The 19,538-nt window shown below is 69.6% G+C and carries 17 protein-coding genes; 3 read left to right on the top strand and 14 right to left on the bottom strand.

Annotated features, from left to right (window positions below; translation table 11 throughout):
- Positions 1 to 52: 52 nt before the first annotated feature.
- Positions 53 to 1,264: a signal recognition particle-docking protein FtsY gene (ftsY, locus tag H4N64_RS15725; RefSeq protein WP_186282922.1), complete on the bottom strand. Its 1,212-nt coding sequence runs from the start codon at positions 1,262 to 1,264 to the stop codon at positions 53 to 55.
- Positions 1,265 to 1,371: 107 nt separating this feature from the next.
- On the opposite strand from ftsY, the gene H4N64_RS15720 reads away from it, so the two are divergent.
- Positions 1,372 to 2,343: an LLM class flavin-dependent oxidoreductase gene (locus H4N64_RS15720; protein WP_186282921.1), complete on the top strand. Its 972-nt coding sequence runs from the start codon at positions 1,372 to 1,374 to the stop codon at positions 2,341 to 2,343.
- 87 nt (positions 2,344 to 2,430) lie between these two features.
- Here H4N64_RS15720 and H4N64_RS15715 read toward each other — a convergent pair whose 3' ends face one another.
- The 4 genes from H4N64_RS15715 to H4N64_RS15700 form a co-directional block, all read right to left on the bottom strand.
- Positions 2,431 to 3,849: a sugar porter family MFS transporter gene (locus tag H4N64_RS15715; RefSeq protein WP_186282920.1), complete on the bottom strand. Its 1,419-nt coding sequence runs from the start codon at positions 3,847 to 3,849 to the stop codon at positions 2,431 to 2,433.
- A gap of 232 nt (positions 3,850 to 4,081) precedes the next feature.
- Positions 4,082 to 7,636, bottom strand: a complete 3,555-nt coding sequence (gene smc / locus H4N64_RS15710) for a chromosome segregation protein SMC (RefSeq protein ID WP_186282919.1) — start codon at positions 7,634 to 7,636, stop codon at positions 4,082 to 4,084.
- Between the two features lie 215 nt (positions 7,637 to 7,851).
- Complete coding sequence (locus H4N64_RS15705) at positions 7,852 to 8,055, bottom strand: hypothetical protein (RefSeq protein ID WP_058922942.1); 204 nt, start codon at positions 8,053 to 8,055, stop codon at positions 7,852 to 7,854.
- A gap of 378 nt (positions 8,056 to 8,433) precedes the next feature.
- The gene (locus H4N64_RS15700) at positions 8,434 to 8,715 is read right to left on the bottom strand and encodes an acylphosphatase (protein WP_186282918.1); all 282 of its coding nucleotides are present in this window, start codon (positions 8,713 to 8,715) and stop codon (positions 8,434 to 8,436) included.
- Between the two features lie 160 nt (positions 8,716 to 8,875).
- Here H4N64_RS15700 and H4N64_RS15695 point away from each other — a divergent pair, with 160 nt between their 5' ends.
- Positions 8,876 to 9,994: a CAP domain-containing protein gene (locus H4N64_RS15695; protein WP_186282917.1), complete on the top strand. Its 1,119-nt coding sequence runs from the start codon at positions 8,876 to 8,878 to the stop codon at positions 9,992 to 9,994.
- A gap of 61 nt (positions 9,995 to 10,055) precedes the next feature.
- Here H4N64_RS15695 and H4N64_RS15690 read toward each other — a convergent pair whose 3' ends face one another.
- Positions 10,056 to 10,646 carry an NAD(P)H-dependent oxidoreductase gene (locus H4N64_RS15690; RefSeq protein ID WP_186282916.1) on the bottom strand — a complete coding sequence of 197 codons (591 nt, stop codon included), beginning with the start codon at positions 10,644 to 10,646 and terminating at the stop codon, positions 10,056 to 10,058.
- A 108-nt stretch (positions 10,647 to 10,754) separates the two neighbouring features.
- Here H4N64_RS15690 and H4N64_RS15685 point away from each other — a divergent pair, with 108 nt between their 5' ends.
- Positions 10,755 to 11,156, top strand: coding sequence for a winged helix-turn-helix transcriptional regulator (locus H4N64_RS15685; protein WP_186282915.1), 402 nt, complete (start codon positions 10,755 to 10,757; stop codon positions 11,154 to 11,156).
- Here H4N64_RS15685 and mutM read toward each other — a convergent pair.
- The 8 genes from mutM to H4N64_RS15645 all read right to left on the bottom strand — a co-directional run bounded on the left by mutM (position 11,129) and on the right by H4N64_RS15645 (position 19,392).
- Positions 11,129 to 11,989: a bifunctional DNA-formamidopyrimidine glycosylase/DNA-(apurinic or apyrimidinic site) lyase gene (mutM, locus tag H4N64_RS15680; protein WP_186282914.1), complete on the bottom strand. Its 861-nt coding sequence runs from the start codon at positions 11,987 to 11,989 to the stop codon at positions 11,129 to 11,131. The two genes, H4N64_RS15685 and mutM, sit on opposite strands and share 28 nt — an antisense overlap.
- A gap of 83 nt (positions 11,990 to 12,072) precedes the next feature.
- Positions 12,073 to 12,879 (bottom strand): ribonuclease III, encoded by an 807-nt coding sequence (gene rnc / locus H4N64_RS15675; protein ID WP_418896269.1) that lies wholly within the window; start codon positions 12,877 to 12,879, stop codon positions 12,073 to 12,075.
- 7 nt (positions 12,880 to 12,886) lie between these two features.
- Positions 12,887 to 13,060 carry a 50S ribosomal protein L32 gene (gene rpmF / locus H4N64_RS15670; protein WP_003951102.1) on the bottom strand — a complete coding sequence of 58 codons (174 nt, stop codon included), beginning with the start codon at positions 13,058 to 13,060 and terminating at the stop codon, positions 12,887 to 12,889.
- Between the two features lie 2 nt (positions 13,061 to 13,062).
- The gene (locus H4N64_RS15665) at positions 13,063 to 13,713 is read right to left on the bottom strand and encodes a YceD family protein (RefSeq protein ID WP_186282913.1); all 651 of its coding nucleotides are present in this window, start codon (positions 13,711 to 13,713) and stop codon (positions 13,063 to 13,065) included.
- A 152-nt stretch (positions 13,714 to 13,865) separates the two neighbouring features.
- Positions 13,866 to 14,894 carry an ATP synthase subunit B family protein gene (locus H4N64_RS15660; protein WP_186282912.1) on the bottom strand — a complete coding sequence of 343 codons (1,029 nt, stop codon included), beginning with the start codon at positions 14,892 to 14,894 and terminating at the stop codon, positions 13,866 to 13,868.
- A 58-nt stretch (positions 14,895 to 14,952) separates the two neighbouring features.
- The gene (gene coaD / locus H4N64_RS15655) at positions 14,953 to 15,432 is read right to left on the bottom strand and encodes a pantetheine-phosphate adenylyltransferase (protein WP_336246710.1); all 480 of its coding nucleotides are present in this window, start codon (positions 15,430 to 15,432) and stop codon (positions 14,953 to 14,955) included.
- 26 nt (positions 15,433 to 15,458) lie between these two features.
- A complete protein-coding gene (rsmD, locus tag H4N64_RS15650; RefSeq protein WP_186282910.1) occupies positions 15,459 to 16,046 on the bottom strand; it encodes a 16S rRNA (guanine(966)-N(2))-methyltransferase RsmD in 588 nt (195 codons plus the stop codon).
- Between the two features lie 124 nt (positions 16,047 to 16,170).
- Positions 16,171 to 19,392 (bottom strand): helicase-related protein, encoded by a 3,222-nt coding sequence (locus H4N64_RS15645; protein ID WP_186282909.1) that lies wholly within the window; start codon positions 19,390 to 19,392, stop codon positions 16,171 to 16,173.
- Between the last annotated feature and the right edge of the window lie 146 nt (positions 19,393 to 19,538).

Raw genomic sequence — 19,538 nt, 5'->3', positions numbered from 1 at the left:
CCTCCGGAAGGGAGGCGGGCGCTTGTCACCTACGAACTTCGGTAGGTGGGTGTCACTCTCCGATAAGGGCGTCAACGAACGCCTCCGGCTCGAACGGCGCCAGATCGTCCGCGCCCTCGCCCAGGCCGACCAGCTTGACCGGCACCCCCAGCTCGCGCTGCACGGCGACCACGATGCCGCCCTTGGCCGTACCGTCCAGCTTGGTCAGGACGATGCCGGTGATGTCGACCACCTCGGCGAACACCCGGGCCTGCACCAGACCGTTCTGTCCGGTCGTGGCGTCGAGGACCAGGAGCACCTCGTCGAGCGGCGCGTGCTTCTCCACGACCCGCTTGACCTTGCCTAGCTCGTCCATGAGGCCGGTCTTGGTGTGCAGCCGCCCCGCGGTGTCGATGAGGACGACGTCGGAGCCCATCTCCTTGCCCTCCTTCACCGCGTCGAAGGCGACGGAGGCGGGGTCGCCGGCCTCAGGACCGCGCACGGTGTGGGCGCCGACCCGCTCGCCCCAGGTCTGGAGCTGATCGGCGGCGGCGGCACGGAAGGTGTCCGCGGCGCCGAGGACGACGGTGTTGCCGTCGGCGACCAGGACCCGGGCGAGCTTGCCGGTGGTGGTGGTCTTGCCGGTGCCGTTGACGCCGACGACCATCACGATGCCGGGCTTGCGGTCCTCCGGCTCGGTCTTCACGGTCCGGTCCATGTCGGTGCCGACCAGCTTGAGCAGCTCCTCGCGCAGCAGGCCGCGCAGCTCCTCGGGGGTCCGGGTGCCGAGCACCTTCACGCGCTCGCGCAGGCCCTCGACCAGCTCCTGGGTGGGCTGCACGCCGACGTCGGCGGTGAGCAGGATGTCCTCGATCTCCTCCCAGGTGTCCTCGTCCAGGTGCTCGCGCGAGAGCAGCGTGAGCAGGCCCTTGCCGAGTGCGTTCTGGGAGCGGGACAGACGGGCGCGCAGCCGCACGAGGCGGCCCGCGGTGGGCTCCGGGACCTCGATCTCGGCAGGCGGGAGCTCTTCGACGACGGGCGGTTCCTCGACGGCGGCCGGGGCCGAGCCGTCGGGCAGGTCCACCTCCTCTATCGTCCGGCGCGGTTCGTCGCGCGGCGTCTCGGCCTCGTCGCCGACGTGCGGCTCGGCCGGGGGGGCGGTGATGTCGGGCGCTGCGGGGGGCGGCGGGGGCAGCTGCTTCTTGCGCCGGCTGCCGACGACGAGCCCACCGAGCGCGCCGAGCACGACCACGGCGATGACTACAGCAAGGATGACGATGTCCATAACGCGTCCAGTATCGGCCATGGAGCCCCCCGACACCCCTCTGGATGTCTGACACATCGTCAGCTAACGTCCTCCCCCCACACCCGCCCGGTGAAGGGGGACCCCCCATGCCCGTCACGGTCGTCCGTTTCAACCTCGTCGAGCCCGACGCGACCCCCGCCTCGCTCGCCGCCCGCTACCGGACCGCCCTGGAGATGGCCGCGTACGCCGACGAGCACGGGATCAGCACCGTGCAGACCGAGGAGCACCACGGCGTCGCGAACAATTGGCTGCCGTCGCCGTTCGCCTTCGCGGGCGCAGTCTTCGGCGCGACCCGGCGCCTCGCCGTGACGGTCTCGGCGGTCATCGGCCCGCTGCACGACCCACTGCGCCTCGCCGAGGACATCGCCGTACTGGATCTGATCAGCGGCGGCCGCCTGGTGACGGTCGCGGGGATCGGGTACCGGCCCGAGGAGTACGCCCTGTTCGACGTGGACTGGAAGCGGCGCGGCCGGCTCCAGGACGAGGTCCTGGAGACGCTGCTGAAGGCCTGGACCGGCGAGGAGTTCGAGTACCGCGGCCGTACGGTACGCGTCACCCCGCGCCCCTTCACCGAGCCGCACCCCCTGCTGCTGGTCGGCGGCTCCTCGAAGGCCGCCGCGCGCCGGGCCGCCCGCCTCGGCCTGCCGTTCTTCCCCAGCGCGCATCTGCCGGAGCTGGAGGCGTACTACAAGGAGCGGCTGACCGAGTACGGCACCGAGGGCTGGACGATGATGCCGGCCGCCGAGACCCCGCTGCTGCACCTCGCCGAGGACCCGGAGGGGACCTGGGCCCGGTACGGCGAGCACTTCCTGCACGAGGCGCGGACGTACGCCTCCTGGCAGTCGGGCGACATCCGCTCGGCCGTGCGGTCGGCGGCCACGACCGTGGGCGAGCTGCGCGCGGAGGACGTGTACCGGGTGCTGACGCCCGAGCAGTGCGTGGCGCAGGGCCTGGACAACCTGGTGCTGCATCCGCTGTGCGGCGGGATGCCGGTGGAGGAGGGCTGGCGCAGTCTGCGGCTGCTGTGCGAAGACGTACTGCCCCGGCTCACAGGCTGAGCCGGGGCAGTACGTCTCTTCACGAGTACGGGGAGAGGGGCAGCGGGGACTTGGCCCTTCTCCCCGAGTTCAGCGGGGAGCGGGCGGTCAGCCCATCTCCTCCAGGGCCTTGCCCTTCGTCTCCTTCACGAACCTGAGGACGAACGGGATGGAGAGCGCGGCGAAGACCGTGTAGATCACGTAGGTCACGGAGAGGTTCCAGTCGGCAAGCGAGGGGAAGCTCGCGGTGATGGCCCAGTTGGCGATCCACTGCGCGGCGGCGGCCACGCCCAGGGCGGCGGCGCGGATCTTGTTCGGGAACATCTCGCCGAGCATGACCCAGACGACCACACCCCAGGACAGGGCGAAGAAGAGGACGAAGATGTGGGCGGCGATCAGGGCGGTCCAGCCCTGGGCGGCCGGGAGCTTGCCGTCGACCAGGTCGAAGGAGAAGGCCCAGGCCTCCAGCGCGAGGCCGATGACCATACCGACCGAGCCGATGATGGCGAGCGGGCGGCGGCCGACCCGGTCCACGAAGATCATCGCGATCACGGTGCCGACGATGTTGATGATCGACGTCGTGAAGGAGTAGAAGAACGACTCCGTCGGATCCACACCGACCGACTGCCACAGCGTCGAGGAGTAGTAGAACGCGACGTTGATGCCGACGAACTGCTGGAAGACCGACAGGCCGATACCGATCCAGACGATCGGCTTGAAGAAGAAGCCGCCGCCGAGCAGGTCCTTGAAGGTGGACCTGTGCTCGCTGTTCATCGCGTGCTCGATCTCGGCGACGCGGGCGGTCAGGTCGATGTCCTTGCCCTCGACCTCCTGGAGGATCTCGCGGGCGCGGTCGTGCTTGCCGACGGAGATGAGGAAGCGCGGCGACTCGGGGATCGCGAAGGAGAGCAGGCCGTACAGGACGGCCGGGACGACCATGACGCCGAGCATGACCTGCCAGGCCTCAAGGCCCATCAGCTCGCCGCGCTGGTCGCCGTCGGCGGCGTTCAACAGACCCCAGTTGACCAGCTGCGAGACGGCGATGCCGATGACGATCGCGGCCTGCTGGAAGGAGCCGAGCCGGCCGCGGTAGGCCGGTGGGGCGACCTCGGCGATGTAGGCGGGGCCGATGACCGAGGCCATACCGATGGCGAAGCCGCCGACGACCCGCCAGAGGGCGAAGTCCCACAGCGAGAACGGCAGCGCGGAGCCGACGGCGCTGACGACGAACAGCACGGCGGCGATCTGCATGACCCGGATACGGCCGATCCGGTCCGCTATCCGGCCGGCCGTCGCGGCGCCGATGGCACAGCCGATCAGGGCGATGGCGATGACCTGGGCGAGGGCCGCGGAGCCGATGTCGTAGCGGTCCCGGATGGCCTCGACGGCGCCGTTGATGACGGAGCTGTCGTAACCGAACAGGAAGCCGCCCATGGCCGCCGCCGCGGCGATGAAGACGACGTGCCCGAGATGTTCGGGGTGAGCCGACCTGGCTCCTGACTTGGGTGCCTGCGCTGTGCTGGTCACGTACTACTCCTCGGGCCACCGGCAACGTCGCCGGGGGTGGGGTGCATCGGGTACGCCGCTCACACCTGAAGGTAAAAGCAACTTTGCAGAGACTATGTCTTCAAGTTTCGAAGTCAATAAGTGATCCGCCGCGAATCTGAAGATTCGGCGAGACAACACGAGTTCAAGAGTTGAACTCAACTGGGAGAGCGCAGCAACAGCGCAGGTCGTAACCGATGCAGACCACACGCATCTAGCGAAGGCGCTGGGAGATGACCTTCGACACACCGTCGCCCTGCATGGAGACGCCGTACAGCGCGTCGGCGACCTCCATGGTCCGCTTCTGGTGGGTGATCACGATGAGCTGGGAGGCTTCCTGAAGCTCCTGCATGATGCGGATCAGCCGCTGCAGGTTGGTGTCGTCGAGGGCCGCCTCGACCTCGTCCATGACATAGAACGGGCTGGGCCGCGCCTTGAAGATCGACACCAGCAGGGCCACGGCGGTCAGCGAGCGCTCGCCGCCCGACAGCAGCGACAGCCGCTTGACCTTCTTGCCCGGCGGACGCGCCTCGACGTCCACGCCCGTGGTCAGCATGTTCTCGGGGTCGGTCAGCAGCAGCCGCCCCTCGCCACCCGGGAACAGCCGGCTGAAGACGCCCTCGAACTCACGGGCGGTGTCCCGGTAGGCCTCGGTGAAGACCTGCTCGACCCGCTCGTCGACCTCCTTGACGACCTGGAGCAGATCGGCGCGGGTCTTCTTGAGGTCCTCCAGCTGCTCACTGAGGAACTTGTGGCGCTCCTCCAGAGCGGCGAACTCCTCCAGGGCGAGCGGATTGACCTTGCCGAGCTGCTGGTAGGCCCGCTCGGCCGCCTTCAGCCGCTTCTCCTGCTCCCCGCGCACGAAGGGCCTGGGCCGGTTGCGCGGATGCTCGGGATCCTCCGGCAGCTCCTCGCCCTCGGCGGGCGGCGAGGGCGGTACGAGCTGATGGGGGCCGTACTCCTCGACCAGCCCGGCAGGCTCCACGCCGAGCTCCTCCAGCGCCTTCGTCTCCAGCTGCTCGATCCGCAGCCGCTTCTCGGCGCCGAGCACCTCACCGCGGTGTACGGAGTCGGTCAGCTTGTCGAGCTCGGCCTTGAGGTCGCGGCCCGTGTTCCGGGCGGCGGTCAGCTCCTGCTCCCTTTTGGCCTTGTCGGCCTCGGCGGCGGCCCGCTCCGCCTCGGCCCGGCCGAGGGACACCTCGACATGCGCGAGCAACTGGCGGGCGCCAAAGGCGACGGCCTCGGCGACGGCGGCCTCGTGCCTCAGACGCGCCCGCCGCTGCTCGGCACGCGCGCGTGCGTCGCGCTCCGCTCGGGCGGCGCGGTCGAGGGAGTCGGCGCGGCCGGCGAGGCCTTTCACACGCTCTTCGTGCGTACGGGCCTGGAGGCGAGCCTCCATTTCGGTCTGGCGGGCGTTTGCGCCGTCGGCGGCGAGGCGGTCCCGGACCGAGGTGTCGGGCTCCTCCTCGACGGGCATCTCCTCGGCGACTTCGAGCCGCTCGGCGAGTACCTCGACCTCTTCCAGGGCCTTGTCCAGCGCATCCTGCGCCCGCGCGGCGGCCGCGACGGATCGCTCCGCTTCCCCCGCCGCGCCTCGCGCCTGCCCGGCGAGCCGGCCGAGCTGCTGGGCCACGGCCGACTTCTCCCGGTCCGCGGCGCGGCGCCGGTCGCCCAGCTCTTCGACGCGTGCGGCACATTCCTTGCGGTGTTCCCCTGCGGCGTGCTGCGCCTCGGTGAGCTCCGCGCACCGCACGGCCAGTTCCTCAAGCTCGGTGGCCGCCTCGTCGACGGAAGCCTGTACCTCCAGGAGGCTCGGTGCCCCGGCAGAACCGCCCTGCGCGAAGTGGGCGCCGAGGAGGTCGCCTTCAGCGGTCACGGCGGTGAGTTCGGGCCGCGTGTAAACCAGATCCTCGGCGTCCTCAAGGGTGCCGACCACGACGATCCCGCGAAGCAGCCGTCGTACGGCAGGCATGAGCTCGGCAGGGGCGCGGACCAGATCGGCGGCGAAGGGAGGACCGTCCGGCCTGGTCTCTTGCGGTACGTCGTCGGGGGCGCCGCTCAGGAGCAGGGCCGCGCGCCCGCCGTCCTGTTTGCGCAGCAGCCGGATCGCCTCGGCGGCGGAGGACGGGGTCGTGACGGCGATGGCGTCCGCGGCGGCGCCGAGGGCGGCGGCGAGCGGGACCTCGTATCCCGGGGTGACCGTCAGCAGTTCCGCCGCCGGGCCCAGCAACCCCGTGAGCCGGTCCTTCGCGCCCAACAGCGCGCCCGTGCCGTCCTTGCGGCGCAGGCCGAGGGCCAGCGCCTCGTGGCGGGCCTGGGTCGCGGCGCGCTTGCGTTCCGCTGCCGTGGCCGCCTCTCGGGCCGCCGTGAGTGCCGTCTCCGCCTGTGCGAGGGCCGTCTTCGCCGCGTCGTGCTGTTCGGCCAGTTCCGCGTCGCCCGCGTCAAGGCCGTCGACCTCGGCCTTCAGGGCCTCGTACTCCTCCTGCGCGGCGAACGCCCGCTCCTGGGCCTCGTCCCGGGCGGCGGCGAGTCGGTCGATCTCGGCCTGGGCGGAGGCGGCGCGCGAACGGGCGGCGTTGACCTGGCCGTTCAGCCGGGCGAGGCCCTCGCGGCGGTCGGCGATGGCCCGGGCGACGTCCTTCAGGCGCCGCTCTTCCAGGGCGAGTTCGCGCTCCAGTTCGGCGCGATGGGCGACGGTGTCGTCCAGGGCGCGCTCGGCCGCCTCCAGGGCCGCTTCCAGCTCGGCCTCCTGCTCGCGGATCCGGGCGGCCTCCCGCTCCATGTCCTCGGGGTCGCGGCCGCGCCGCTCCTCGGGGGGTGCGGAGGTGGCGCTCTTCACGCGCGCGTCGGCGAGGGAGACGGTGCCGCGGACGCGTTCGGCGAGCTGGGAGAGCTCGTACCAGGTGTGCTGGGCGCGCTGGAGGCGCGGGGTCAGCTGCCGTACCTCGTCCTCCAGGAGCGCCTCGCGCTGGAGCGCCCTCTTCAGTTCCAGTTCGGCGGCTTCCTTGCGTTCCTTCAGGGCGGCCTCGTCGGCGACCTCGGCCTTGAGGGCCTCACGCAGCCGTACGAGATCGTCGGCGAGGAGGCGGAGGCGGGCGTCGCGCAGGTCGGCCTGGATGACGGCGGCCCTGCGGGCGACGGCGGCCTGGCGGCCGAGGGGCTTGAGCTGTCGGCGCAGTTCGTCGGTGAGGTCCTGCACGCGCGCGAGGTTGGCCTGCATCGCGTCGAGCTTTCTGAGCGCCTTCTCCTTGCGCTTGCGGTGCTTCAGCACACCCGCGGCCTCTTCGATGAAGGCCCTGCGCCCCATCGGGTCCGCGTGCAGCACCGAGTCCAGCTGGCCCTGGCCGACGATCACATGCATCTCACGGCCGATGCCGGAGTCGGAGAGCAGCTCCTGGATGTCGAGCAGCCGGCATGTGTCGCCGTTGATCTGGTACTCGCTGCCGCCGTTGCGGAACATGATCCGCGTGATGGTGACCTCGGCGTACTCGATGGGCAGCGCCCCGTCGGAGTTGTCGATGGTCAGCGACACCTCGGCGCGGCCCAGCGGGGGACGCCCTGTGGTGCCGGCGAAGATGACGTCCTCCATCTTGCCGCCGCGCAGCGACTTGGCACCCTGCTCACCCATGACCCAGCTGAGCGCGTCCACGACATTGGACTTGCCCGAGCCGTTCGGTCCGACGACACACGTGATGCCCGGCTCGAACCGGAGTGTGGTCGCCGAGGCGAACGACTTGAACCCACGGAGGGTCAGGGCCTTGAGGTGCACGCCGCTGGACTCTACCTTCCGGGGGTGTCTCACTCCATGAACCCGCGGTTTCGCCTATGAACGTGCAGGGCACACCAGACGTTAAAGAGAGTGAAAGGATGCGTGGGGGCAAGAAAGAAGGGACGCCGAAGCGTCCCTTGCAAACTTCTGACAACTTAGCGGTTGATACGGGCTTCCCAACCACTGCGTATGCCGTTGTGGAGCGGTTGCAGCGATCAGGTGAGCGCAGGCTCCGCCTGGTGTGCGTCGATGCTCTCCATGATCCTGTCGTGAGAAGCGGCAGCCGTCAGCGCGTCGTTCTCCGCCTGGATCCGTACGAGCTCGGATTCCAGGTCCTGTACGCGCTGCTGGAGCCGTCGCATCTCGGCGAGGAGTCGAGGGTCGGAGCCGCCGACGTAACCGAGAAGCGCCTTTGCCATGATGGATGGTCCTCCACACTGAGTGACCGACCGAAGCGGTGTGGGTCGTGAGGGATTCGCACCCACGGTGCTTGGCACTCTTGAGTTCTTGCTGCCGTTCTTACATGCCAAACAGCTAAGGTGCGCGGGGCTTTCAGCGTCTCACCAAAAAGTTTGACGGTCAACACGATCACGCCCCGTATTGGCGGGCGTCCCGGGGGCGCGCGGCCGGAACGGCGGCGCTGCGACTCCTGCGGGGCCCTGAGGGCGTGGCGATCATCCTGGCGTGCGGAGCGTGCCGACGCAAGCGTTTCTCGGCAACCACCTGCTCCTTTCTCCTGGGGGCAGGTGCCGGTGGCACGCTCCTCCGCTTCCGGGGGGCGATGCCGGGTCCCGGGATCACCGGATGGCGAAGCCGTCGTATCCCCCGCGAGGTGTGTCCCAGATCTCGGTGACACCGTCCACGCGGCCGGGCGTGTCGTCGCTCTGGAGCCAGTCGAGGAGTCCCTGACAGCCGGTGCGCGTGCCTTCGGCGACCACCTGGACGCGTCCGTCGTCCAAATTGAGAGCAAAACCACTCAGGCCGCCGATCTCCAGTGCCTTGGCACGTGTGAACCAGCGGAAACCCACACCTTGGACGCTTCCTCGCACCCAGGCGACCAGCCGCACATCCTCGCTCATGGGTGCAACCTAACCGGCCAATGTCTCACTGGGCACTTCCACACCCAGCGCCATGCGGTACCGTCCCGACCCAATGAATCTCATATGAAACTCACTCGATCGAGTGAGTTGGGTTGATCGCAAAGGACGAGTCGACCGCACGGACGAGGAAGGCCAGGACATGGGACGCCACCGACGCTCCGCCGCCGGCCGCGCCGCCACGGGCCGCGCCACGGGGGTCAATCACATAGGGGGTTCCTTCCCGAGGAGCCATGACCCGCTGGACTCGTACCCGGACTCGCCCCCGGACGAGACGGTGGGCATCGCGCCCTATCTGCACCAGGACGCGTACGCCGGGGCCTACGCGCAGACCGAGGCCTATCTCTTCGCGGCCGAGGACGGTCGCGGCGGCTACGCCGAGGACTCCGCCCGCGTGATGGAGACCGCCGTCTTCGCGAGCGAGGGCTTCACGCCCGACGACGGCTCCCGGCGCGCGGGCTCGCACCGCCGCAGGAAGAAGAAGGCCATCATCCCGGTGCGCACCGGTCTGCTCGGGGTCTCCGCGGCGGTGGCCATCGGCACCGTCGCGGTCGCCACGGGCGTCCTGCCCGGCGGTGACAACTACACCCTCGGCGGGGGCAGCGGCGACAAGGTACAGGCCGCCGACTCCCCGACCAGCTCCCCGAGCGAGCAGGGCGGCACCTCCGGCAACGCGGAGAGCCGCGACGACAGCACTCCGGCCAGCCGCGACGAGAAGCGGGAGGCCTCGCCGTCGGCGTCCCCGTCGACCTCGTCGGCCGCGCCGACGAAGACCCCGTCGAAGAAGCCGCAGGCCACCCCCTCCAAGAAGCCGAAGACCACGCCGTCGCGGGTCGCCACCAAGGCACCGGAGAAGACCAGCGCGCCGGTGACGCTCCCGGCGGAGGCCGCCGCCGCGGCCCAGGTGCTGAAGCTCGTCAACGATGAGCGGGCGAAAGTCGGTTGCAGTGCCGTCGCCGCCAACAGCGCGCTCGCCGAGCTCGCCGCGGAATTCAGCGAGGACATGGCCGAGCGGGACTTCTTCGACCACACCGACCCGGATGGGGCAAGCCCCTGGGACCGTGCCGCGAAGGCCGGTATCACCACCCTCGGCGGCGAGAACATAGCCCGGGGCCAGGCCGACGCGGCCGCGGTGATGGACGCGTGGATGAACAGCCCCGGCCACAAGGCCAACATACTGAACTGCGACTTCAAGACGCTGGGCGTAGGCGTCCACTTCGGGTCCGGCGGACCCTGGTGGATCCAGAACTTCGGCTACTAGAAGCACGTACGCGCGAGGGCTCCCATCCGGTGACCGGGTGGGAGCCCTCGTGCGTGTGCCCTTACGCGGCTACGGCGGCCCGGCCCCGCGCGAACACCCGCGCGGCCTCGGCTACCCGGCGGCCGAGGTGCTCGGCGGTCGCCACGTCGGCCTTGTGGACGGCGTCGGGGCCCTCGTCGACGTTGGTCTGCGCGGCGGCGCCGGCGAACACGCCGAGCCGGTTGAGGTCGTGCTCGGAGCCCTCGCTGTTGTTCCAGCCCGGGTGCAGACCGAGGTTGATCCAGTGCATGCCGTGCTGCGCGGCGAGGATCTGGAAGAACTGGAGCGTGTGCAGCTTGTCGCCGCTCTTGGAGCCGGAGTTGGTGAAGCCGGCGGCCAGCTTGTCCTTCCAGTCCTGGCCGAACCAGCGCTTGGAGGTGGCCTCGGCGAAGACATGGAAGGGGCCGGAGGCGGTGCCCATATAGGTGGGCGAGCCGAAGACGATGGCGTCGGAGCCGTCGAGGGCCGTCCACTGCTCCTCGGTGATCTCGGCAACGTTGATCAGGTGCACCTCGGCACCCGCCTCGACGGCACCGGTCCGGACGGCCTCGGCGAGAACGGCGGTGTGGCCGTAGCCGGAGTGGTAGGCGATGGAGACGACGGGGGTGGTCACGATGTGCACTCCTGGAATGAGCAGGTCACTGGCGATTCCGAAATGAAAGCACTAACTTCTGGTTAGTGCAACCCCCGGGTTAGCGCTGTGCTGGAGTACGCTTCAGCCATGGACATCACCCAGGAGCGCACGGCGGAGCAGGACCTGCCGTACAACGTGTTCGCCAAGGCCTGCCCCTCGCGCGGCACGCTGGAGCACGTCACGGGCCGCTGGGGCGCGCTCACGCTCGGGGCCCTGCACGAAGGACCGCTGCGCTTCAACGAGCTGCGCCGACGCGTCGACGGTGTGAGCGAGAAGATGCTGTCCCAGACCCTGCACGCGCTGGAGCGCGACGGCCTGGTGCACCGCGAGGCACAGCCGACGAACCCGCCCCGCGTGGACTACGAACTGACGCCGCTCGGCCAAGAGGTGGCCACCCGGCTGCTCGGCCTCATCCACTTCCTGGAGGGCCGCATGGACGACGTGCTGGAATCGCGCGAGCGTTACGACGAAACCCGCGGCGCCCGCTGACACTTGGGGCAGAAGTAGCTCGACCGGTTCATCCACGGCCGTCGGCGCATCGGCGTGCCGCACCTCTTGCACGGCAGGCCCTCACGGCCGTACGCGTCCAGGGACCGGTCGAAGTAGCCCGACTCGCCGTTGACGTTGACGTACAGGCTGTCGAAGCTGGTGCCGCCCACCGCGAGGGCCTCGTTCATCACATCCCGTACATGGCCCAGGAGTTCTAGGCTGCGCGGGCGGGTGAAGGTCGCCGTCGGGCGGTCGTAGTGCAGTCGGGCGCGCCAAAGGGCCTCGTCCGCGTAGATGTTGCCGACGCCGCTGATCAACGACTGGTCGAGCAGGGCCCGTTTGATGGTGCTGCGCTTGCGGCGCAGCGCCTGGTGGAACGCCTCGTCGTCGAAGAGCGTGTCGAGGGGGTCGCGGGCGATGTGCGCGATGACGTCGGGCAGCCCGTCCGGGGTGTTGTCGTGCAACGACAGTCCGCCGAAGGTGCGTTGGTCGACGAAACGGAGTTCGGTGCCGAGGGCGTCGGCGAACCGCACCCGGATCCGCAGATGCTTCTCTGCCGGCGCCTCGTGCGGCTGCACCAGGAGCTGGCCGCTCATGCCGAGGTGGGCCAGGACCGACTGGCCGGTGTCCTCCAGCGGCAGCCACAGATACTTGCCGCGGCGGCTCGGGACGCCGACGCGGTGGCCCTTGAGGCGGTGCGCGAAGTCGTCGGGGCCCGCGATGTGCCGGCGTACCGCGCGCGGGTGCAGCACCTCGGCGTCGGCGACGGTCCGGTGGGCGACCCACCGCTCCAGACCGCGCCGGACGACCTCGACCTCGGGCAACTCGGGCATGGGATCCCCCGTACGAGCCGGTGTAAGAGCCGAGCGCCCGCCCCGGTACGGGTGCGGGCGCTCGGATCGCGCTGTTCTGCTTCTCAGGCGGAGGCGGACGCCTCGTCGGCGTCCGCCGGGGCGACCTCCGCTGCCGCGGCTGCCTGCTTGACGCGCTCGTCCGCCGCGGCCCGGATGGACCGCCAGGCGGACTCGGCGGCCTGCTGCTCCGCCTCCTTCTTGCTGCGGCCGGTGCCGGTGCCGTACGAGACGCCTCCGACGCGGGCGGCAGCAGTGAAGGTCTTCTCGTGGTCGGGGCCGGTCTCCGTGACCAGGTACTCGGGCACACCGAGCCCCTCGGTCGCGGTGAGCTCCTGGAGACTGGTCTTCCAGTCCAGGCCGGCACCGAGGTTCGAGGACTTCTCGATCAGGGGGTCGAACAGGCGGTGCACCAGCTCCGCCGCCGAGTCCAGGCCCTGGTCGAGATAGACCGCGCCGATCACCGCTTCCAGGGTGTCGGCGAGGATGGACGCCTTGTCCCGGCCGCCCGTGCCCTCTTCACCGCGGCCGAGCCGGATGAAGGAACCGAGGTCGAGCCCACGGCCCACCTCCGCCAGCGCACGCGAGTTGACCACCGCGGCCCGCAACTTGGCCAGTTGGCCTTCGGGCAGGTCGGGGTGGGTGCGGTACAGCGTGTCCGTGACGACGAGGCCGAGCACGGAGTCCCCGAGGAACTCAAGACGCTCGTTCGTCGGCAGACCGCCGTTCTCGTACGCGTAGGAACGGTGGGTCAGCGCACGCACCAGAAGGGCGGACTCGAGTTTGTACCCGAGCCGCCCTTCCAACAGCGTGTGGGACGAGGCCGTGGTCTCCGCAGAGTTCTTCTTCGGCGTGGACACAGTGCCTCTCACCAGCCGCTCAGACCTCGAGGACCTGGCGCTTGTTGTAGGTGCCGCAAGACGGGCACGCGATGTGCTGCTGCTTGGGCTCGTGGCAGCGCTCGCACGCAACCAGGGTGGGGACCGCAGCCTTCCACTGCGACCGGCGGTGGCGCGTGTTGCTGCGCGACATCTTCCGCTTCGGAACAGCCACGGCTACTTCTCCTGCTTCTCGTCGACGCCCGCTTCCGCTTCGGCGCCGCTCATCTCGTCCTTCTCGCCGTCTCCGAGTGAACCGGCGAGTCCCTGCAGTGCCGCCCAACGGATGTCGACGGCGTCATGGTGGTGGTCCGGGTCGTCCGCAAGGCGCGCGCCGCACTCGGCGCACAGACCTGGGCAGTCTTCCTGGCACACCGGCTGCATCGGCAGTGCGAGCACCACCGCATCGCGCAGCACGGGTTCGAGGTCGAACAGGCCGTCCTCGATGAAGAGCCTGTCCTCGTCTTCCTCGGCGTCGTCGGTCGGTTCCGCCTTGGGGCGGCCCCGATCGTCGGCGTCAGGGTACGAGAACATCTCCTGGAAGTCCGCTTCGAGATCGAGCTGAAGCGGCTCCAGACACCTTACGCACTCCCCCTCGGCCAGTGCACGGGCGGTGCCTGTGACAAGCACCCCTTCCATGACCGACTCAAGTCGGAGTTCGAGCTCCATGGGGGCGCCTTCCGGCACTCCGATGACGTCCTTCAGACCGAGGTCCTTGGGGGCGTCGACCGTGCGGGTCAGGCGCTGGAGCGCGCCAGGACGCCGCCCCAGCTCGTGTGTGTCGAACACGAGAGGGTTGCGGTGGTCGAGGCGGGCGTTCAGAGCCATTCCTGCTTTCGATCTTCTGAGCTCAGGGGACGCTGCCCCTCGGTGTCCCCGGGCAGCGCTGATCGCGGACGTACGCGCGACCGAAGAGCCAGGATACTGGACCTTTCGCCAACAGCCCAATCCGGTGTGCTTCCCCGGCCACCGCCCGCGGCTCAGCCCTGGCCGCGGCCCTGCTCGTACGCCCGCAGCTGCTCCGCGCTGATCATGCTGGTGTCGAAGAGGCTGGTCTCGTCGAGGGCGTAGCCCTGCTGGGGCTGCTGGGCCTGCTGGGGCATCTGGTGCGGGTCGTAGGCGGCCTGCTGGGCGTCGTAGCCCTGGTAGGCATAGGGATCGGCCTGCTGGTAGCCGTACGGGTCCTGCTGGGCGTACGCCGGCTGCTGGTAGCCGCCGTAGGTGTCGTACGTCGGCTGCTGCGGAGCGTAGTCCGGCTGCTCGGGCTGCTGCGGGGCCGGGGCGTCCTGCTCGGCCAGGGCCGCGAGGTCGGCGAGGTAGTCGGCGTCGCTGGAGTGCTGGACGGTGCTCATGTCGTCGGCGAGGGCGCCGAGGTCGTCCGTGGCGATCCGGCCGTGCAGCTTCTGGCGGCCGCGGCCGACGGCCTCCAGGGTCTTGGCGAGGACCGCCTCGAAGGCGCCGAGCTTGACGTCGACGTACTCGTCGGCGGTACGGCGCAGGGTCTCCGGGTCGTGGCTGCGCTCGGGGGCGTCCTCGTCCTCGTAGCCCTGCTCGTCGACGCCGGGGCCGGTGCCGAGCAGCTTCTCGCGGCCGCGGCCGACCGAGCCGAGGGTCTTGGTGAGGACGACCTCGAAGTTGGCGAGCTTGGAGTCGACGTAGTCGTCGGCCTCGGCGCGGATGTCCTCGGCCTCCTTGCGGGCCTCGGTGAGGATCCGGTCGGCCTCGGCCTGGGAGCGGCGGGCGACCTCCGTGTCGGAGATCAGCGAGCCGCGCTCGGCGTGCGCGGTACGGATGATCCGCTCGGCCTCCTGACGGGCCTGCTCGACCATCTGCTCGCGGTCGCCGATCAGCTCCTGGGCCTGCGCGAGGGAGCCGGGCAGGGCCTGGCGCACCTCTTCGAGCAGCGAGAGCAGCTCGGCGCGGTTGACCACGCACGAGGCCGACATCGGCATCGACCGGGCACTGGAGACCGCCGCGACGATCTCGTCGAGCTTCTTCTGCACGTCCACCGTGTGCTCGCCACTCTCTACAGCTGTGATGGAGACGGACGGGACGACTGTAGCCCCATCAGTCCTTGCGCAGACGCTCGTTCAGGGCTTCCAGCACGGCGGGCGGGACCAGGTGCGAGACATCGCCGCCCCAGGTCGCGACCTCCTTGACCAGCGAGGAGGACAGGAAGCTGTAGGTGGGGTTGGTCGGCACGAAGAGGGTCTCGACGCCCGAGAGGCCGTTGTTCATCTGGGCCATCTGAAGCTCGTAGTCGAAGTCGCTGACCGCCCGCAGACCCTTGACGATGGCGGGGATGTCGCGCTGCTTGCAGAAGTCGACGAGGAGGCCGTGGAAGGCCTCGACCCGGACGTTCCCGTACTCCGCCGTGACCTGGCGGATGAGGTCGAGTCGCTCGTCGACCTCGAACAGGCCCTTCTTGGCCTTGTTGATCATGACGGCGACGTAGACCTCGTCATACAGCCTGGAGGCGCGGGAAATGATGTCGAGGTGTCCGTTGGTGATCGGGTCGAACGACCCGGGACAGACGGCGCGGCGCACTGCTGATCCCTCGCTCTCGGGTCCGGTCATCGTGCGTCTTCGCACGTGGAGGCGGCGCGACCGTACCAAAACGTTCCCTCGCCGTAACGACGGGCCCGAATCGCTTCGAAACCGTCCGGCCACCGGAATTCGCCACCTCTGGTGCTGCGCTCCACGGTGACGAGTGCCTCCGGCGCGAGCCAGCCCCCTGAGCGGAGTGTGAGCAGAATCTCGCGAAGATCGTGATCTGTGACTCTGTACGGCGGGTCGAGGAAGACGATGTCGTACGGCTCGGTCGGTGCCGGGGTCTGGATGATCTGTTCGGCTTTGCCCGACCTCACCTCGGCGCCGGGGAGGCCGAGATTCCTGACGTTCTCGCGGACCACGCGGGCGGCTCGGGCGTCGGCCTCCACGAGGAGCGTGTGGCCGGCGCCGCGGGAGAGTGCCTCCAGGCCGACGGCTCCTGAACCGGCGTACAGGTCGAGGACCCTCTCCCCCGCCAGGGGGCCGCCGAGGAGGGACTGCCAGGTGGAGAAGAGACCTTCGCGTGCGCGGTCGGAGGTGGGGCGGGTGCCGGTCCCCGGCGGGACTGCCAGGCGACGTCCGCCGGCTGCGCCGGCGATCACGCGGGTCATCTTCGGTCCTTGGTAGGGGGTGGTTATGGATTAAGTGTGGCAGCAGATCCGTCGTGGTCGCTCGCGCCCGCGCGGCGGAGCCGCATATCGATACAGCCCCCGCCCCTGTCGGGGCGCTTCCAGTTCACCCCTTTTCCAAGTACTGCTCCCTTTCCTCGTCCAAAAGTGCGTCCAGGGCCGTCCTCAGGCCTGGGAGGTGGGTCAGCTCCGGGTCCGCCTCCACCACCGCCGTTGCCTCCTCCCTTGCCTCCGCGATGATCTCCTCGTCCTCGATGACCGCCAGCACCTTCAGCGAGGTGCGGGCGCCGGACTGGGCCTGGCCGAGGACGTCGCCCTCGCGGCGCTGTTCGAGGTCGATGCGGGAGAGTTCGAAGCCGTCGAGGGTGGAGGCCACGGCGTTCAGGCGCTGGCGGGCCGCGCTCGCCTCGGGCATCTCGGTGACCAGGAGACAGAGGCCGGGCGCTGAGCCTCGGCCGACGCGGCCGCGCAGCTGGTGGAGCTGGGAGACGCCGAAGCGGTCGGCGTCCATGATCACCATGGCGGTGGCGTTGGGGACGTTGACGCCGACCTCGATGACGGTGGTGGCGACCAGGACGTCGGTCTCCCCGGCGGCGAAGCGACGCATCACCGCGTCCTTGTCGTCGGGGTGCATACGGCCGTGCAGGACCTCCACCTTGAGGCCGCCGAGGGGGCCCTTGGCCAGCTGGTCCGCCACGTCGAGGACGGCGAGCGGCGGGCGCTTCTCGGCCTCGTCCTCGGCGGACTTCTTCTTCGGGTCCACTTCCTCGTCGCCGATGCGGGGGCAGACGACGTACGCCTGGTGGCCGTTCTCCACTTCCTCGCGCACGCGCTCCCACGCGCGCGTGAGGAAGTGGGGCTTGTCGGCGGCCGGTACGACATGGCTGGCGATCGGGGAGCGGCCGGCCGGGAGCTGGTCGAGGACCGAGGTCTCCAGGTCGCCGAAGACGGTCATGGCGACCGTGCGCGGGATCGGGGTGGCCGTCATGACGAGGAGGTGCGGGGGCTGCTTGCCCTTGCCGCGCAGGGCGTCCCGCTGCTCGACGCCGAAGCGGTGCTGTTCGTCGACGACCACCAGCCCGAGGTCGTGGAACTGCACCTTGTCCTCGATCAGTGCGTGGGTGCCGATGACGATGCCGGCCTCGCCGGTGACCAGGTCGAGCAGTGCCTGGCGGCGGGCGGCGGCTCCCATGGAGCCGGTCAGCAGGACCACCTTGGTGGCCTGCTCCGCCCCGCCCAGCATCCCGCCCTCGGCAAGCTCGCCCATCATTTCGACGACGGAGCGGTGGTGTTGCTGGGCGAGCACCTCGGTGGGGGCGAGCATCGCGGCCTGGCCGCCCGCGTCGACGACGGCGAGCATGGCGCGCAGGGCCACCATGGTGTTGTGGGTCACGGTGAAGTTGTCGGTGACGTAGGCATGGCTCGGGTGAGCGACGCTGATGCACTGAACCGGCTTGCGGCCCACGTACTCGACCGCGCGGATCCCCCGTCGGAGCGTGTTGTATTTCGGGCGGGGACGCACCCTTTGGACCTTCCGAGTGAGCCTGAACGGGGCGTACTCTTCGGGCAGGGAAACCGATACGTCGAATGCCGCTCGCTTCGGCAGGATGCGTGCCTGGCCGCCCAGCGACCGCACCAGCCAGGCGACGTCCTCCGCGAGCCTTTCCGACGCCGAGCAGAGCGAGACGGCGAGGCCGTCCATCTGGACGGTGCCGTCGGTGTCCATGAGCCCTTGCAGCAGAGCGAGACGGTTCTTGATCGATGTGTTCTTGAACGCCTCGGGAATGAATGTGCCGCGCGACGTCATGCCCCAGAGCCGCAGGTCCCGCAAGGCCTCGATCACCGGATGGCGAGCGCCTCCTGCGCGGCGAGTCAGCTGAATCGTGTGGTCGCCGCGGGATCCCCTCACCGGAACGAGACGGCAATCCGGCGCCACGGCAGCCGCCACGGCATCACGGATCTCGTCGTCGATGGCGGGCAGACGCAGGTTGTGCCGGAAGGACCCAACTCCCAGCAGGAGGCCGAACAGGTAGGGATCCAGGGGGAGCCCGGAGTCGTCTCCAAGATCAACCGGCGCGGCCGCGGGGAGGTACCACTTCGAGGACCCGTTGGCCTCGAGCGTGTCCAGGCGAATCTCCCGAGTCGTCATGACCTTGGGAGCCTGGCCTCGATGCCATCCGCGGCTCGTCCCAACGATCCAGAGATGCTCGTCGTCACACTCGACCGAGCTTCCGTCCGACAGAACCAGGCGCCAGACCTCGCGCTCTCCTTGCGGGAAGACGCCATCGATCAGAGCGATCTCACCGTCTGGCACGACGATCTCGTCCCCCACCCTCAAGTCCCCCATGCGACGGAAACCGGCGGGTGTGAGCACGAGCGAGTCAAGAGGCTGAGCCTTCCCCGAACCGACCTCGCCCTGGAGCAGCCGGTGCATCGGGTGCTCTGTCGCCAGGTCGTCGAAGATTTCCTTGGTTACTCGTTGCTGACCTTCGGTGAGGGTGAAGGGAAGGCGGTCGTCGAAGGCCGTGAGCAGGCCGTCCGGCTTGGGTTTCCGGGCCACCGCGGGGAGTTGGGCGTCGGCGTGGCGGCGGCGGGCCAGGGCCACCTGGAGGACGAAGGCCTCGTCCCACTTGAGGCGGGAGCGGGCGTCCGTGATGTCTGCCTTGGTGTGCGGTCGGTGGATCTTCAGCAGGGCCTCGGGGAGCGGGAGGAGGCCGCGGCCCTCCCGGAGGCCGTCGGGGAGGGGATCAACGGCGTCCTGGGCCGTCGGCAGCACCGTCTGGATCGCCTTGCCGATCTTCCAGGACTCCAGTTTGGCGGTGGCGGGGTAGATCGGGATCAGGGCGCCGGCCCAGGTCTCGACCGTCTCGTCGCCGTCGCCGCGCAGCAGCTCGTACGCCGGGTGGGCGAGCTGGAGGCGGCGGTTGAAGACGGAGACCTTGCCCGCGAACATCGCGCGTGTGCCCGGCAGGAGCTCCTTGTGGGGCTTGTGAACGCCGTTGCCGAAGAAGACCAGTTGGAGTCGGCCGCTGCCGTCGGTGATGGTCACCTCAAGGCGCTGGCCCTTGCCGCGCGGGGCCTTGGCGGAGGCGAAGGTGTGCAGCCGGGCGTCGGCGACCTGGGCAACCACCGTGACGTGCTCGTCCATGGGGAGGTCGGCGAGGTGGGTGAGCTGGCCGCGCTCCTCGTATCTGCGCGGGTAGTGGTGCAGGAGGTCGCCGACGGTGTGCAGGCCGAGATGCTCGGCCATCACCTTCGCGGTGGCGGGGCCGAGCACCGACTTCAGTGGCTGCTGGAGGGGTTCTTGCAGTGCGGGCACGAGATCCATTGCACACCACGGCACTGACAATGCCGTAGACTTTCCACCGCAAGGCCCGTATACGTCTGAGGAAACCCCTGGTCAGACGGGTGGTCCGGGCCTTAGGATGACGCGCCTCCGGCCATCCTTCGCGGTCACCGCCTCACACGGACCGC

It is taken from the genome of Streptomyces cupreus (assembly GCF_014257025.1).
GTDB classification, from domain to species: Bacteria; Actinomycetota; Actinomycetes; order Streptomycetales; family Streptomycetaceae; genus Streptomyces; species Streptomyces cupreus.
The sequence above is the reverse complement of the archived record's forward strand: the minus strand, read 5'-3'. Positions and strand labels throughout refer to the sequence as shown.